The 16,521-nt window shown below is 61.2% G+C and carries 11 protein-coding genes and 2 pseudogenes; 3 read left to right on the top strand and 10 right to left on the bottom strand.

The genetic code is table 11. From position 1 onward, the window contains the following. Window positions 1-171 precede the first annotated feature (171 nt). From A462_RS35355 to A462_RS01855, 3 genes and pseudogenes are all read left to right on the top strand, one after another. Window positions 172-1,230, top strand: a pseudogene (locus A462_RS35355) (methyl-accepting chemotaxis protein); the annotation flags it as partial. A gap of 144 nt (window positions 1,231-1,374) precedes the next feature. Further along, a complete protein-coding gene (locus A462_RS35360; protein ID WP_371132926.1) occupies window positions 1,375-2,088 on the top strand; it encodes a methyl-accepting chemotaxis protein in 714 nt (237 codons plus the stop codon). Between the two features lie 172 nt (window positions 2,089-2,260). After that, window positions 2,261-4,168 carry a methyl-accepting chemotaxis protein gene (locus tag A462_RS01855; RefSeq protein ID WP_008439276.1) on the top strand — a complete coding sequence of 636 codons (1,908 nt, stop codon included), beginning with the start codon at window positions 2,261-2,263 and terminating at the stop codon, window positions 4,166-4,168. 126 nt (window positions 4,169-4,294) lie between these two features. Here the strand turns inward: A462_RS01855 and A462_RS01850 are convergent, their stop codons facing one another. From A462_RS01850 to A462_RS01805, 10 genes and pseudogenes are all read right to left on the bottom strand, one after another. Beyond that, complete coding sequence (locus A462_RS01850; protein WP_008439278.1) at window positions 4,295-5,029, bottom strand: amino acid ABC transporter ATP-binding protein; 735 nt, start codon at window positions 5,027-5,029, stop codon at window positions 4,295-4,297. Beyond that, window positions 5,022-5,981, bottom strand: coding sequence for an amino acid ABC transporter permease (locus A462_RS01845; RefSeq protein ID WP_003209286.1), 960 nt, complete (start codon window positions 5,979-5,981; stop codon window positions 5,022-5,024). The genes A462_RS01850 and A462_RS01845 overlap by 8 nt, the downstream gene beginning before the upstream one ends. 128 nt (window positions 5,982-6,109) lie before the next feature. Beyond that, window positions 6,110-6,907, bottom strand: coding sequence for a transporter substrate-binding domain-containing protein (locus tag A462_RS01840; RefSeq protein WP_003209284.1), 798 nt, complete (start codon window positions 6,905-6,907; stop codon window positions 6,110-6,112). 219 nt (window positions 6,908-7,126) lie between these two features. Next, window positions 7,127-7,930: a transporter substrate-binding domain-containing protein gene (locus tag A462_RS01835; RefSeq protein WP_032899874.1), complete on the bottom strand. Its 804-nt coding sequence runs from the start codon at window positions 7,928-7,930 to the stop codon at window positions 7,127-7,129. Between the two features lie 237 nt (window positions 7,931-8,167). After that, window positions 8,168-10,743 (bottom strand): annotated as a pseudogene (gene mdoH, locus A462_RS01830) (glucans biosynthesis glucosyltransferase MdoH); the annotation flags it as partial. Beyond that, the gene (locus tag A462_RS01825) at window positions 10,736-12,487 is read right to left on the bottom strand and encodes a glucan biosynthesis protein G (protein ID WP_008439280.1); all 1,752 of its coding nucleotides are present in this window, start codon (window positions 12,485-12,487) and stop codon (window positions 10,736-10,738) included. The pseudogene mdoH and the gene A462_RS01825, both read right to left, overlap by 8 nt. Before the next feature lie 267 nt (window positions 12,488-12,754). After that, window positions 12,755-13,192: a D-aminoacyl-tRNA deacylase gene (gene dtd, locus A462_RS01820; protein ID WP_008439281.1), complete on the bottom strand. Its 438-nt coding sequence runs from the start codon at window positions 13,190-13,192 to the stop codon at window positions 12,755-12,757. After that, complete coding sequence (gene pip, locus A462_RS01815; protein WP_008439282.1) at window positions 13,189-14,160, bottom strand: prolyl aminopeptidase; 972 nt, start codon at window positions 14,158-14,160, stop codon at window positions 13,189-13,191. The genes dtd and pip overlap by 4 nt, the downstream gene beginning before the upstream one ends. Window positions 14,161-14,263: 103 nt before the next feature. Then, complete coding sequence (locus A462_RS01810; RefSeq protein ID WP_008439283.1) at window positions 14,264-15,199, bottom strand: alpha/beta hydrolase; 936 nt, start codon at window positions 15,197-15,199, stop codon at window positions 14,264-14,266. A 154-nt stretch (window positions 15,200-15,353) separates the two neighbouring features. After that, window positions 15,354-16,301 carry a choline ABC transporter substrate-binding protein gene (locus A462_RS01805; RefSeq protein ID WP_008439284.1) on the bottom strand — a complete coding sequence of 316 codons (948 nt, stop codon included), beginning with the start codon at window positions 16,299-16,301 and terminating at the stop codon, window positions 15,354-15,356. Window positions 16,302-16,521: the final 220 nt, after the last annotated feature.

Raw genomic sequence — 16,521 nt, forward strand, 5'->3', positions numbered from 1 at the left:
CTCTCCTGTAGGAGCGAGCTTGCTCGCGAAAAACTCAAGGACACCGCGCTCACTCAGAATGCCCGCGTTATCGTTGACGACCTTCGCGAGCAAGCTCGCTCCTACAGAAACATCCGAATCTGCCGATACGCTCTGAATAAGTCCAAGCCTTGTTCCAGGGGAGTTCGCAGCATGTATCGTTGGTTAGCCGAGAAACTGGGGAATGTCAGCGTCAACCGCAAGCTGAGCATAGGCTTCGGCCTGGTATTGGTCTTGACCCTATTGATCACCTTCACCGGCTGGACCGGCCTCAGCGGCGTGATCAGCCGTGGCGACAAGCTGGGCTACATCTCCAGCCTCAACGGGCTGACCAAGGACCTGCGCCTGGCGCGACTGGACTTCGAAATGCGCCGCGGCGAACAAGGCACCAGCGCGGTCAACGACCTGATCACCCAGCTGGACAGTGGCCTGAAAACCGCCGCAGACCTGATCGAGCAACCCGACGACAAGCTCGTGGTAGAGCAGCAACAGGATGCCTTGGGCCAATACAAAAAAGCCTTCGGCGCCATGGTGCAGGCCGGCCTCAAGCGTGAAGGCGCCCGCAGCAAACTGGGCGATACCGCCGACAACGCCGTCGCAAAAATCAACGAAGTGGAAAAATCCCTGCTGCAAGGCGACAGCGTCACCCTGTTCAACAGCGTGGTCGACCTGAGCAAACTGATCCAGCAAGCGCGCTTCCAGGTGCGCGGCTACACCTACAGCGGCAAGGTCGAGGCCGAACAGCCGGCGCTGGATGCCATCGACAACGCCCTGAAGAAAATCACCGACCTCAACGACCAGTTACCCGAGCAATACCGGGCCAACCTGCAAGAGGCCAGCGCCTCGCTGCAGGCCTACCGCGCCGCCGTGAGCCAGTACCGCGACTCCCAGGTGGCCAGTGCCGCCGCGATGAAAATCATGGGCGAGCAGGGCGATATCCTGCTCGATCGCAGTAACAAACTCACCACTTCGCAAACCGTGGTGCGTGATACCGATGCCGCCCACGCCAAGAACCTGCTGTTACTGGCCACCGCCCTCGCGCTGGCGTTTGGTGTACTCGCCGCCTGGGCCATTACCCGGCAGATCGTGATTCCACTGAACCAGACCCTCAAAGTCGCCGAGCGCGTGGCGTCCGGCGACCTGAGCCACAACCTGATCTCCCTGCGCCAGGATGAACTGGGGCAGCTGCAACGGTCGATGCAAAGCATGACCGTGGGCCTGCGGGAGCTGATTGGCGGTATCAGCGACGGCGTTACCCAGATCGCCAGTGCCGCCGAGCAGCTATCGGCCGTTACCGAGCAGACCAGCGCCGGGGTCAACAGCCAGAAGGTCGAGACCGACCAGGTGGCCACCGCCATGAACGAAATGGCCGCTACCGTGCAGGAAGTCGCCCGTAACGCTGAAGAAGCCTCGGAAGCCGCCGTAGCCGCCGACCAGCAGGCCCGTGAAGGCGACAAGGTGGTCGGTGAGGCCATCGCCCAGATCGAGCGCCTGGCCAGCGAGGTGGGCAACTCCACCGAAGCCATGGGCCATCTCAAGCGTGAGAGCGACAAGATCGGCAGTGTGCTGGACGTCATCAAGTCGGTGGCCCAGCAAACCAACCTGCTGGCCCTTAACGCAGCGATTGAAGCGGCGCGCGCCGGTGAAGCCGGACGCGGTTTTGCGGTGGTTGCCGATGAAGTGCGCAGCCTTGCCCAGCGGACGCAGAAGTCCACCGAGGAAATCGAAGAGTTGATCGTCGGCCTGCAAAGCGGCACCCAGCAGGTGGCAACCATCATGGACAACAGTCGCGGCCTGACCGACAGCAGCGTCGAGCTGACCCGTCGGGCCGGCAATGCCCTGGAAAACATCACCCGTACCGTCTCGGCGATCCAGGCGATGAACCAGCAGATCGCCACCGCCGCCGAGCAGCAAAGCGCCGTGGCCGAAGAGATCAACCGCAGCGTGCTCAACGTGCGGGACGTTTCCGAACAAACCTCGGCGGCCAGCGAAGAAACTGCGGCTTCCAGTGCCGAGCTGGCGCGCCTGGGGGTTTACCTGCAAAGCCTGGTAGGTCGCTTCAAGGTCTGACCCGCTTCCGGCGGCCATCAGGGCCGCCGCTCCGACAATATGTGAAATTTCCTACGCGTTTTTCAGGTCGTGGATCACACACCTGGCGCCGAATAAAAGTAGCGTTTCAACTCCCCTGACCATTGTTGGCCGGACGCTTGAGACGCTCCTTTTGATTCGTTGGAGGTTCACCATGTTTCGTCCACTGACCCGCCTGCTCGGAAACATCAGCATCAGCCTCAAACTTGCCCTGGGCTTTGGCCTGGTGCTCAGCCTCAGCCTGATCATCGCCTCTACCGGTTGGCAAGCCTTGAGCGCATCCCTCGAGCGCTCCCAAAAACTCACGCTGCTCTCGCAATTGGCAGTCGTCGGCGAAGAGTTGCGCGCTGATCGCATCGTCTATCGCACCCTGAACGACCCGGCCAGCCTGTCCAAAATAGAGCTGCACATGGACAAGATCGACCAGTTCCTGGTGGATCTTTCCCCGCGATTTACCGACCCGGTCAACCAACAACAGCTGCAGGAAAGCCGACGCTTCGTCACCAGTTTCAAGACCGCCTTAAGCGGCCTGGAGGGGCTGATCAAGCAACGTGAAAACGCCCGTGAACAGCTCAAGCGCAGCTCAGTCCAGAGCAGTGACAGCCTCTCTGAACTGTCGAGCAACCTGCCCAATCAAGACGATGAAAAGGCCCTCGATGCCGTGGAACAATTGCGCCAGGCCCTGGAACAAGCCGAAGACCGCGCCCAGAGCCCCGCCTGGGCCGCTGCGTCATTGGACGCCTACGCCAAGGACGTGAGTGATGCGCTACTGGCCCTGGATGGCGCCCAGGCGGCGGTAGGCGCGCTGCCGGTTGACGCCAGCGCCCTGAAAAAAGTCCTGCTCGACTTTCGGACTCACCTGACACGCCTCAAGGACGCCCAACTCAGCGCCGAAACCACCCAGAACCAGCTTGAACAGTGGCTGGATCAATTGCTCACGGAAAGCGACCTGCTGAGCCAGGACCAGACCGCCAAGCGTGACAACGAAGCCAGCCTCGCCCGCACCCTGCTGCTCAACGTTACTGCAGCGGCGCTGTTGCTCGGCGTCGTGGCCGCCTGGTTGATCGCCGGCCAGATCGTCGCGCCGCTGCGCCAGGCCCTGTCCGTGGCCAACCGGATTGCCGAAGGTGACCTGAGCCACGACATCCAGGCCTCGCGCCAGGATGAACTGGGGCAGTTGCAGCGCAGCATCGGGCAAATGACCCTCAACCTGCGGGGCTTGATCAGCGGCATCGGCGACAGCGCCCAGCAGATCGCCAGCGCCGCCGAGCAACTCTCGGCGGTCACCGAGCAAACCCGCGACGGGGTCGACGGCCAGAAGCAGGAAACCGAACAGGTGGCCACCGCCATGAACGAGATGCTCGCCACCTCCCAGGAAGTTGCGCGCCATGCCGAGCAAGCGTCGCTGGCTGCTGCCGAGGCCGACCGGCAGGCGGGCCAGGGCGATCAGGTGGTGGCTGAGGCCATTACCCACATCGAGCACCTGGCTCAGGAAATGGCTCGTTCAAGCCAGGCCATGCAAGGCCTGCAACAGGAAAGCCGGAAGATCGGCAGCGTGCTGGAGGTGATCAAGTCGGTATCGGAACAGACCAACTTGCTGGCCCTCAACGCCGCGATCGAGGCGGCCCGCGCAGGCGAAGCCGGCAGGGGGTTTGCCGTGGTCGCCGATGAAGTGCGCAGCCTGGCACAACGCACCCAGCAGTCGGCCGAGGAAATCGAGGAGTTGATCAGCGGTCTGCACCGGGGCACGCAGCAGGTGGCCGACATCATGGACAACAGTCGCAGCCTCACCGACAACAGCGTGCAACTGACCCGTCGCGCAGGAGAGGCGCTGGCTGGCATCACCCGTACCGTGTCGGTGATCCAGGAGATGAACCCGCAGATTGCCGCTGCCGCCGAGGAACAAACCGCGGTCGCCGAGGAGATCAACCGCAGCGTGTTGAAGGTCAAGGATGTATCGGAACAGACCTGGGCCGCGAGTCAGGACACAGCGGCGGCCAGTGTCGAACTGGCGCGCCTGGGGGCGGATTTGCAGGTGTGGGTGGGGAAGTTCAAGGTCTGAAAAAACCCAACCTGTGGCGAGGGAGCTTGCTCCCACTGGAGTGCGCAGCGCTCCTATCTTTTTTGGGAGCCGCTACGCAGCCCAGCGGGAGCAAGCTCCCTCGCCACAAGAAGCATTCCCACGCATTTATAGAACCTGGCGCAGGAAGGCTTGGGCGCGAGGGTCCTTCGGCGCATCGAAGAATTGCGCCGGGGCGGCGTCCTCCAACAGTTTGCCGTGATCGAAGAACAGCACGCGATCAGCCACTTCCCGGGCAAAGCCCATTTCATGGGTGACGCAGACCATGGTCATGCCTTCCAGGGCCAGGGTCTTCATCACGTCCAGCACTTCGCCGACCATTTCCGGGTCCAGGGCCGAGGTGGGCTCGTCAAACAGCATCACCTTGGGCTCCATCGCCAGCGCGCGGGCAATCGCGACGCGTTGCTGCTGGCCACCGGAAAGCCGCGACGGGAACTCGTGGGCTTTCTGGGCAATGCCGACTTTCTCCAGGAGCGCCAGGGCCTTGGCCTCGCGCTCTTTCTTGCCGCGCTTGCGCACGACTTTTTGCGCCAGGCAGAGGTTTTCCAGCACGGTCATGTGGGGGAACAGGTTGAAGTGCTGGAACACCATGCCGACTTCACGGCGGTAGGCGTTCACGTCGGTTTTCGGGTCTGCCAGTTGCAGGCCGTCGATGCTTACCGAGCCGGAATCGAATTCCTCCAGGCCGTTAAGGCAGCGCAGGAACGTCGACTTGCCGGAACCGGACGGGCCGATCACCACCAGCACTTCACCCCTGGCCACCTGCGTGGTCACGCTGTCCACCGCGCGCACGACGTGGCCACGGGTGTCGAAGACTTTTACCAGATCGCGGACTTCAATCACTTTGCGCGAGCCTCCGCTCAAGCCGGCTGGCGATTTTCGACAGCGGCAGGTTGATCAGCAGGTACAGGCCTGCGACGCAGAACAGGATTTCGAACGGCGAGAACGAGGTGGTGATGACCTCGCGGCCGCTTTTGAGCAGCTCGGTAATCGCGATCACCGACACCAGGGATGTGTCCTTGACCAGGCTGATAAATTGCCCGGCCAGGGGCGGCAGCACGCGCTTGAAGGCTTGCGGCAACACCACGTGGCGCATCGACTGGCCAGCACTGAGCCCCAGGGAGCGGGCTGCCTCATTCTGCCCACGGGCAATCGACTGCACGCCGGCACGGATGATTTCCGCCACATACGCGCCGGTAAACAGTGACAGCGCGGCGATCCCGGCGAATTCCCGGGACAGGTTGAGCACCGTGCCGATAAAGAAATAGAAAATGAAGATCTGCACCAATAGTGGCGTACCGCGTACCAGTTCGACGTAGATCGTCGACAGATCGCGTAAAGTCGGGTTGTTCGACAGGCGACACAATCCGGTCGCCAGGCCGATCAACAGTCCCAGCACCCCGGACACCACCGATAGCCACAACGTAGTCCACAAGCCCCACAGCAGAGGGCCCGCAGCCCAATGCCGGGTGACGCCGACCACATCGCCCTCGGCCACGTCATCGCCCTTGGCCACTTGCAGACTGTTCTCGGCCACGGTCAGGTGCTGTTCGTTGCCCTCGTCATTACGCAGGGTGACGTCAGCCACATCGCCCTTGCGCACCAGCTCGCTGACGGTGGAAATGTCCGACGCACGCTGGGATTCTTCGGCCTGGTAGACGAAGTACTGCGGCACGCGGTTCCAGCGCCATTCGTAGGACATCAGCGAGGTGGCGTAATACAACGCGCCGGCCAGGCCGACCAGCACCAGCACCGTCAGCAGGTGCCAGGGCCATTGGGCTTTTTTCTGTTTCATTTCAGGTTCCGGGATGTGTATCGCCTGGCAGGCCCTATTCGCGAGCAAGCCCGCTCCCACATTTCGACCGCGATCTAATGTGGGAGCGGGCTTGCTCGCGAAGGGCTCGACTCGGTATTAAGCCAACCTTATTCCATGTCCTTGAGCCACTCAGAGCTCTTGAACCACTTGTCATGGATGCGATCGTAGGTGCCGTCGTTGCGGATCTGGTGCAGGAAGTTGTTGATGAAGTTGATGCTGTCGTAGTCGCCCTTCTTCAGGCCGAACGCCAGGGGTTCAAAGGTGAACGGCTGATCAAGGAACACCAGTTTGCCGGCGCCGACCTTGTTCACGGCCACCACGTTGTACGGGGCGTCATAGACGAAGGCGTCAGCCTTGCCGTTGACCACGTCCAGAACAGCTTCCTGCTCGTTGTCATAGCCGTGGTACTTGGCTTTGGAGATCAGCTTCTTGGCCACCATCTCGCCGGTGGTGCCGAGCTTGGAGGTCAGGCGGTATTTCTCGTCATTCAGGTCTTTGTAGGACTTGATGGTGCCCTCCAGCTCCTTGCGGATCAGCAGGGTCTGGCCGACCACGATGAACGGTTCGCTGAAGTTCAGGCGCAGGTTGCGTTCCTGGGTCAGGGTCATGCCGCTGCCGATCATGTCGAACTTGTCGGTCAACAGGGCCGGGATGATGCCGTCGTAACCGGTGGAAATCGGCTCGAACTTCACGCCCATCGACTTGGCCATGGCCTTGAGGATGTCGACTTCAAAGCCGATGATTTCACCGCGCTTGTTGGTCATCTGGAACGGCATGTAGGTCGGGTCCATGCCGACTTTCAGCGTGCCGCGCTTGACCGCATCATCGATGGCGCCGGCGTGGGCCGCGTTGACCGCCACCAGTGCGGTGACGCCCAGCAGCAGCATCGAAAGATACTTTTTCATCATCAAGTCCCCTGAACTCATTTTCTTGTGAGGTCGGCGCGCAAAAGGGCTGCACCATTTCGGGGTGCGATCCTAACTCACTCACCGCCGGGTACAAAGGTTTCGCCGGGATTTGTTGCCAAGGTATGACAGAAAAGCCCCACAACCGTGCAGAGAAAGGCATGGCTAGACACCTCGATCCACGGCCCAGCCAATTGCTTGATGTGTAAGCAGTTATGACTACCAGTCCACTTCCGCCATCCAGCCCGAGTCCTTGAACCACTTGTCATGCAGCCGATCGTAGGTGCCGTCCTGGGCCACCTGGTTGAGGAAATGATTGATCCAGTTGAGGCTGTCGTAATCGCCCTTTTTCAAGCCGAACGCCAGGGGCTCGTAGGTAAAGGGTTGCTCCAGCGCCAACAGCGCACTGTTCTGGGGCTTGGTAATGGCGATCAGGTTATACGGCGCATCATGGATAAACGCATCGGCCTTGCCCTCCACCACCTGGCGCACGCCTTCTTCAGGTGTTGGAAAACTGCGCAGCCGTGCAGTGCCGAGAAACCTTTTCGCCGCCGCCTCGCCTGTGGTGCCTTCGGCGGCCACGATCCGGTAACCGGCCTCGTTCAAGTCCTCGATGCTCTGGACCTTGTCGGCCAACCGAGGGTTCAGCAGCACGGTCTGGCCGACGATGATGAACGAGTCGCTGAAATTGAGGGTCAGGTTGCGCTCCTGCGTGACAGTCATGCCGCTGCCGATCAGGTCGAACCGGCCGGCCAGCAGGCCGGGAATCAGGTCGATATACGGTACCGAAACCAGCTCCAGCTTGACCCCCAGCGCCTTGCTCATCTCCCGAAGCAGGTCAATTTCAAACCCGACGATCCGGCCTTTCTTGTCGGTCATCTCAAAGGGCACGTAGGCTGGATTGGTGCCGACTTTCAACACACCTCGCCGAACGGCCTCATCTATGGCCCCGGCATGCGCCAGGTAACCGTGGGAAAATGTGACGATGCCGAGCAGCAGCATCGACAAATACCTTTTGATCATGAAAAAAGCCCCTGTTCCATTAAACACTCCCACACCCGGCCACGCGCAAGTTCGCGTAAGCCGCAGGCTTCGAGTCAGATTTGGGGGGCGATGCTAACCCACTCGCAGGCACGGCAATATGCCTCGGAGAAGGGTCTTTTGTTTCGAAATAACAAGGAGTTAGCGCGATGCAGCAGAAGGGAAAAACAACGTAGGACGGTTATCGCAAACGCCCCCGAGGTGGCACCTCGGGGGCGTCGGAATCAGGCCGGTTGAGCCTGGGACGACAGCGGCTTCAATGGCAGCAATGGCGCATGCGGATCGGCCTTGACCGATTCGCGCCAGGCGCTCAGCCACTCGGCGTGGCCTTCGCTCCAGACCTGCTCGTGCAAGCGTGCCAGGGCGACCGGGTCGCTGAGCAAGGCCAGGCGTTCACCGTTGTTGAGGCCGGCCGGGCCGACTTTCAACGCGTGGCGAACCCGGTCAACACGCAGCCACTCAATCGGCTCCGCCTGCCCGTGACGGGAAGTTGCCAAGGCGCACGCCAGGGCGTTCTGCTGCGGATCGACCACCGCCCGCACAAAACCGTCATTGAGCGCATGCCAACGGTTTTCGTGGGTGTACTTGTCGGTCGACAACAGCGCCTGGGGCGGATTGTATTCCTCGGGGATCAGGAACAGGCTCTCGTCGCGAGACTTGAGGCCCAGTTTGACCCGGCTGGAAATCACCGACACCGGAATCGACAGCATCAGCGAACCGACGATCGGCACCAGCCACCACAGGAAGCTTGGGTTCAACCACACCACCAGCAGCGCCCAGAAGAAGCCGAGCAGGGTCTGCGGACCGTGGCGCTTGACTGCCTCGCTCCATGGCGTGGAGTCGTCGTCACGCTGTGGCGAGTTCCAGGTCGCCGCCCAGCCGAGGAACGCGGCCAGTACGAAACGGGTGTGGAAAATCATCCGCACCGGCGCCAGCAACATGGAGAACAGCATCTCCAGCAGCATCGACAGGGTCACCTTGAACTTGCCGCCGAACTCTTTCGCGCCCTTGGCCCAGATCAGGATGATGCTCAGCAACTTAGGCAGGAACAGCAGCACGATGGTGGTGGAGAACAGCGCCACCGCCTTGTCCGGATGCCATTGTGGCCACAACGGATACAACTGGCGCGGCGCCATGAAGTATTGCGGCTCCATCAGTGTGTTGACCGCCAGCAAGGCCGTGGACAGCACCAGGAAGAAGAACCACAACGGCGCCGACAGGTACGACATCACGCCGGTGAGGAACACCGCACGGTGCACCGGGTGCATGCCTTTTACCAAAAACAGGCGGAAGTTCATCAGGTTGCCGTGGCACCAGCGACGGTCACGCTTGAGTTCGTCCAGCAGGTTCGGCGGCAGCTCTTCGTAGCTGCCCGGCAAGTCGTAGGCAATCCACACGCCCCAGCCGGCACGGCGCATCAGCGCCGCTTCAACGAAGTCGTGGGAAAGAATCGCACCGGCAAACGCACCTTTACCCGGCAACGGCGCCAGGGCGCAGTGCTCGATAAACGGCTTCATGCGGATGATCGCGTTGTGACCCCAGTAGTGGGATTCACCCAACTGCCAGAAGTGCAGGCCGGCGGTGAACAGCGGGCCGTACACCCGGGTGGCGAACTGCTGCATGCGCGCATACAGGGTATCCATGCCCGACGCACGTGGCGCGGTCTGGATAATCCCGGCATCCGGCGTGGCTTCCATCAGGCGCACCAGGCTGGTCAGGCATTCGCCGCTCATCACGCTGTCGGCGTCGAGCACCACCATGTACTTGTAGTCACCGCCCCAGCGACGGCAGAAGTCGTCGAGGTTGCCGCTCTTGCGTTTGACGCGACGGCGACGACGGCGATAGAAGATCTTGCCGAAGCCACCGGCTTCGCGGCACACGTCGAGCCAGGCTTGCTGCTCGGCGATGCAGATGTCGGCCTCGTTGCTGTCGCTGAGGACGAAGAAGTCGAAACGGTCCAGGTCACCGGTGGCAGCCACCGATTCGAACGTCGCGCGCAGGCCGGCAAATACCCGGGGCACGTCTTCGTTGCAGATCGGCATGACCAGGGCGGTGCGGGCGTCTTTCGGAATCGGCTCGTCACCGGCACTTTTACCGGAGATACGGTATTTATCGTGACCGGTCAGCAGTTCCAGGAAGCCCATCAGCGCGGTCCAGAAACCGGCCGAGACCCAGCAGAACAGAATCCCGAACAGCACGAGGATGCTGGTTTGCAGGGCGTAAGGCAGTACCTGGGTCGCGGTTTGCAGCAGGGTCTGGTTGCGGATCTCGTCAAAGTCGACGAAGGACCAGCCCTGGTACGGCATGATGCCTTTCATGTACCAGCCGGCAACGATCGTCTGGCCGAGCATCAGCACCAGCAGGATATAGCGACGGATCGAACCGACGGTGCGCCAGCGGGCGGCCGGCAGTACGCGCTCATCCTTCGGCGGGGCCGGTGGATTCGTGCGGCCGGTCAGGCGGCGCCAGCCACGCACCAGGATATTGGTGCGCCACGGCTCAGGCACGACCTTGGTCCGACGGATCGGCGGCGTGGCCTTGAGGCAAACCCGGCCGCTGGCGTCGAGCACCAGCATTTCGGCGTCTTGCAGCTCTTCGGCAGTGTTGAGGGTCAGCCGGGCGCCTACCGATGCCTGGGCAGCGTCGGCAGGCGCGTCGAACGTGGACGATGACAGGCGCTTGTGCAATTCACTGAAGGACTCGCAGCCCGCCAGTTCGGCGCGCTGCTCATCGGTCATCGGTAGATGCGCCAGGTACTCGGCAAGAGTCTCTGGCTGGACTTGAGAATTACTCATCGGCAGGCAACTGATAGCTCCAGGTTTCGGTCAGGACTTGCTCTGTCTTGGCCTGATCCTGGGTAGGGAGTGGTGTGGCTGGGGCAGCCGCTTCCGGCTGCTTGGCGTCCTTGTCCTTGGCGTCTTTCTTGGCCGCTTTCTCGTGCTGTTTAGCCAGTACTTTGTCGGCTTTCAACACTTGGGTCGAAACCTTCTCCGGTTCCGGCTGCACGATGTCCTGAACCAGAGCAGCACGCATTTCAGTCGGCTTGCCTGCGTCCTTGATCTTCATGCGCAGGGTCAGGCGCCAGCCTTGGGTGTGCGGGTTGTAGCGCACGCTGTTTTCTACAATTTCGGCGTTGTCGCCCACGCTGACCTGGCTGCGAACCGGTGCGTCAGCTGGCAGTTTCTTCAGGGACGGGCCCTCGAAGTCCACCAGGTAAGCCACGCTGCCGTCTGGCTGACGGATCAGGTTGGATTGCTTGACGTCGCCGGTGGAACGCAGGGTCTGCTTGACCCAGGCGCTTTCTGGCGAATGGAACTCGGCGTCTTGCAATGTCCAGTGCAGGCGGTAGGCAACGTCCAGCGGCTTGCCTGGCTCAGGCAGTGTTTCCGGGCTCCAGAACGCAACGATGTTGTCGTTGGTTTCATCGGCGGTCGGAATCTCTACCAGGTCGACGGAGCCCTTGCCCCAATCGCCTTCAGGCTCGATCCAGGCGCTTGGGCGCTTGTCGTAGTTGTCGTCGAGGTCTTCGTAGTGGCTGAAGTTGCGGCCGCGTTGCAGCAGGCCGAAACCACGCGGGTTTTCCACGGTGAAGTTGCTGACCGACAGGTGTTTGGGGTTGTTCAGTGGGCGCCAGATCCACTCGCCGTTGCCGGCATGGATCGACAGGCCGCTGGAATCGTGCAGCTCGCGACGGTAGTTGAGGACCTTGGACGGCTGGTTGGCGCCGAACAGGAACATGCTGGTCAGCGGGGCGATGCCCAGCTTGGTGACCTTGTCACGCAGGTACATCTGGGATTTGACGTCGACGATGGTGTCGGTACCCGGGCGCAGGATCAGGCGATAAGCGCCGGTGGCCCGCGGCGAATCCAGCAGGGCGTAGATCACCAGCTGTTTCTCACCCGGTTTTGGACGCTCGATCCAGAACTCGGTGAAACGCGGGAATTCTTCGCCGGACGGCAACGCAGTGTCGATCGCCATGCCGCGGGCAGACAGGCCGTAGACCTGGTCCTTGCCCACGACGCGGAAATAGCTGGCGCCGAGCATGGTCATGATTTCGTCTTGCTTGTCACCCTTGTTGATCGGGTACAGCACACGGAAACCGGCATAACCCAGCTGTTCGGTGGATTTGGGATCAAACTTGACGTCGCCGAAATCGAAGCGGGACGGGTCGTACTTGATTTCCTGAACGCTGTCGGCGGTGACTTCGTTGATTTTCACCGGTGTATCGAAATGCATACCCTGGTGGTAGAAGGACAGCTTGAACGGGGTGTTCTGATCGGCCCACTCGGCTTTTTCGTTGCGGAAACGAATTTTCTGGTAATCAGCGAATTTCATTTCGCGGAATTCGTTCGGCAAATTGCTGCGCGGAGCTTCGTATTTCTGCCCGGCCAGCTCTTTTGCCTTGGCCGACACATCATCCAGACTGAATGCCCACAGTTGACCCGCGCCGAACAGGCAAAACAGGGCAGAGCCCGTCACCAGTACGTTTCGTAACCGTTTGGCAGACAATTTTGGTGCATTACAGGGACTAACAATCACGAGCAACCCTCGCCGAAAACAGATCAAAAAACCAACGGCCAGCTATCTATATGCCAGGTTGGCGAGCATTGTTCCGACTCCCATGGGGCTAAATGATTCCCCAATGGCTATCGGACAAGTCTCTACCTAAGTCAAAAATGGACCAATTAACGCTGATCCCCGTAGCGCGCGATTATCTAGTAGCCCGCGTGACAACGCATCAGGGTCAGCGAAGTATTTGTAGCGAAAACCCGGTTTTTTGGGCATCACAAGTCGTTTTCAGTACATTCACGTCTGTAACAGGAAGGTGACCGGCCCATCATTGACCAAATGCACCTGCATATCAGCGCCAAAACGCCCTGCCGCTACCGTGCCATGCAATTGTTGCGCTTGTAACAGCAGATAGTCGAAAAGCGCCTCGCCCACCGCCGGCGGTGCCGCCGTGGAGAAGCTCGGCCTCAGCCCACTCTTGGTGTCTGCCGCCAGGGTGAACTGCGACACCAGCAGCAAACCGCCGCCAATGTCTTTCAAGGACAGGTTCATCTTGCCCTCGTCGTCGCTGAACACCCGATAGTTAAGCAGCTTATGCAGCAGCTTGTCGGCGCTGGCTTGCGTATCCGAAGGCTCGACAGCCACCAGCACCAGCAAACCCTGGTCTATCGCCCCGACCACCTGCCCCTCTACCTCGACCCGGGCGCCGCGCACCCGTTGCAAAAGCCCCTTCATGCTTCTTCAGGCGGCAAATCAAGCAGGCGCCGTGCCATTTCACTCGCCGCACGCACCAGCGCATCGGTAATTCCGGGTTCGGAAGCCGCATGGCCGGCCTCGCGGATGATCTGCAGCTCACTGTTGGGCCAGGCCTGATGCAGCTCCCAGGCATTGTCCAGCGGGCAGATCATATCGTAGCGGCCATGCACGATTACGCCAGGCAGGTGGGCGATCTTGTGCATGTCGCGGATCAGTTGGTCAGGTTCAAGGAACGAGTTATTGGTGAAGTAATGGCATTCGATACGGGCAATCGACAGGGCGCGCTGGGGTTCGGAGAAACGCTCGATCAATTGCGGGTTCGGGCACAGGCCCAACATGCGCCCTTCCCACGTGGACCAGGCCTTGGCGGCGTGCATCTGGGCGATCTGGTCGTTGCCGGTCAGGCGCTTGTGGTAGGCGCTGAGCAGGTCGTGCCGCTCCTCCGCCGGGATGGGCGCCAGGTAGTCCTGCCAGTAATCGGGGAACAGCCGGCTGGCGCCAGCCTGGTAGAACCACTGAATGTCCTGGGGGCGGGCCAGGAAAATGCCCCGCACGATCAGGCCGTGCACACGCTCCGGGTGGGTTTGCGCGTAGGCCAGGGCCAGGGTCGAGCCCCAGGAACCGCCGAACAGCACCCATTTTTCGATGCCCAGGTGTTCGCGAATCCGCTCAAGGTCGGCCACCAGGTCCCAGGTGGTGTTGTTTTCCAGGCTGGCCCGTGGGGTGGAGCGCCCGCAGCCACGCTGATCAAAAGTAACAATTCGGTACAGATTAGGATCGAAATAGCAGCGGCTATTGGCATCACACCCGGCGCCCGGGCCGCCATGGATGAACACAACGGGCAAGCCTTCCGGGGAACCGCTTTCGTCGACGTACAGGACGTGGGTTTCATCGACGGCCAGATCGTGCCGGGCGTAGGGTTTGATCTGCGGGTACAAAGTCTGCATTGCGCGCTCCGTAAGGGGTCGAGTTCATCCCTGAGGGGACGTCTATTATTTTGCCGTCTGGCATCATAAACCCGAATTGTGCAATGAGCATGTCCTCGTGGACCTAGACCTGTGTCAGCAGAACACCACGCAGGTAGTCCAGCAGATAAACGTACAGCCGGTCGACCTCCAACACCTGGCCCCGGGCCCGCAGGCAGCCGTGAACCAGGCCTTTGCCGGGATACAGCGTGGCCGCCACCCCGGCAGCCTGGAGGCGCTCGGCGTAGAGCATGCCGTCGTCCCGCAACGGGTCGAACTGGGCGACAGCGATCAAAGCCTGCGGCAACCCGCTGAAATCCACGGCCAGCAATGGCATGGCGTAGGGCGACGGCTTGTCCGGCCCACGCAGGTAAAGGGCGAGGTAGCACTCGGTGTCGGCGGTACTGAGCAATGGCGCGTCGACGCAATCGCGGCGGGACGGCAGGTCGGCGGGGCCGCCCAGGCCGGGGTAGATCAGGACTTGCGCCAGGGGCTGCGGCTGATGGTCATCCCGCAGGCCCAGGCACAGGGCCGCCGCCAGGTTACCGCCGGCGCTGTCACCGGCCACCACCAGACGCTGAAGGTTGATCGGCTGGGGCGCTTCGCCCACCTGGATCGCCTGCCAGACCGCACGGCAATCCTCAAAGGCGGCCGGAAACGGGTGTTCGGGTGCCAGGCGGTAATCGATGGCGATTACCAGCACTTGCAGTGAGTCGGCCAGTTCAGCACACATGAAGTCATGGGAATCCAGGCCGCCGACCACCCAGCCGCCACCGTGCATATAAAGGATGCATGGCCAGCCGCTATCAGGGGTTGGCGTCGCCGGTTGATAAATGCGTACGCCCACGCCACCCAGGGAAACGTCTGACACCTGTAACCCTTCGGGCCGCGCCGGGGTGAACGCCTGGCACATGCGGTCGTAGCCTCGGCGGAATCCGGCCAGCGATGTGTCGTCGCTGGTGAAGGATTCGGTTTTTTCGACGAAGGCGCACATCTGCGCGGAAATCGGGTAATGGGACATCGAAGGATCGTCCTGAAGATAAGGATTTAACAGCCGCCACGAATCCAATGTGGGAGCGGGCTTGCTCGCGAATGCGGTGTATCAGTCAATACTTGTGTGGCTGACCCACCGCATTCGCGAGCAAGCCCGCTCCCACATTTTGATCTTCATTTGCTCAGGGCTTGAGGCTGGCCTGCACCGCCGCCACGCCGTCCTTGCCATCCAGGGTCGTTACACCCGCCAGCCAGCGCTGCAAATCCTCGGGATTGTCGCGCAGCCACTGTCTGGCCACATCCTGCGGCGTCTTGCGGTCCATGATCGGCACCATCAACTGGCTTTCCTGGGCCGCAGTGTAGGTCAGGTTTTCCAGCAGGCGTGTCACGTTGGGGCAACGTTCGGCGTAATCCGGCGCCGTCACCGTGGAGACCGTGGCCATGCCTTCGTTGGCGCCAAACACATCTTCACTGCCGGTCAGGTACGCCATTTTCATGTTGATGTTCATCGGGTGCGGGGTCCAGCCGACAAACACCACGAACTCCTTGCGATTCACTGCCCGCTGCACCGCCGCCAGCATGCCTGCCTCGCCGGACGCCACCAGCTTGAAGCCGCCGAGGCCAAAGCGGTTGCTGTCGATCATTTTCTGGATATCGGTATTGGCACCGCTGCCCGGCTCGATGCCATAGATCTTGCCGCCCAGCTTGTCCTTGAAGCGGGCAATGTCGGCAAAGGTTTTCAAGCCGGCGTCGGCAACGTACTGCGGCACCGCCAGCGTCGCTTGAGCGTCGGACAGGCTCGGCTTGTCGAACACCTTGACCTGCTTGGCCGCGAGGAACGGTGCGATGTTGTTGTCCATCGCCGGTTTCCAATAGCCCAGGAATATATCCAGGCGCTTGTCGCGGATGCCGGCAAAGATGATCTGCTGCACGGCGCTGGTTTGCTTGCTGTCATAGCCCAGGCCATTGAGCAGCACGTCGGCCATGCCGCTGGTGGCGATCACGTCAGTCCAGCTGACCACGCCCATGCGCACGACCTTGCACGAGGCCGGGTCGGCAGCCATCGCGTTGGCGCTCAAGAGTGCGGCGCCGGTGAGAATCAACAGACAACGGTTGAACAGTCTTTTCATCGATGCGGTCTCACTCGGCAGTTTTTATTGTGGGAGTGGCGTCTGACGCGCCGTGCCCAACACCTTACCCAGCGAGACCTTGATCAAAGCGAACTGTGGCGACAGGGATTTGCACACAGACGACTTGGGAGGTGTGTTGCTGTTGAGGGCCTCTTCGCGAGCAAGCCCGCTCCCACATTCGACCGTGTTCCTCCTGAAGAAACACGGTCGAATGTGGGAG

The sequence above is a fragment of the Pseudomonas sp. Ag1 genome, assembly GCF_000278565.1.
Classification (GTDB): Bacteria; Pseudomonadota; Gammaproteobacteria; order Pseudomonadales; family Pseudomonadaceae; genus Aquipseudomonas.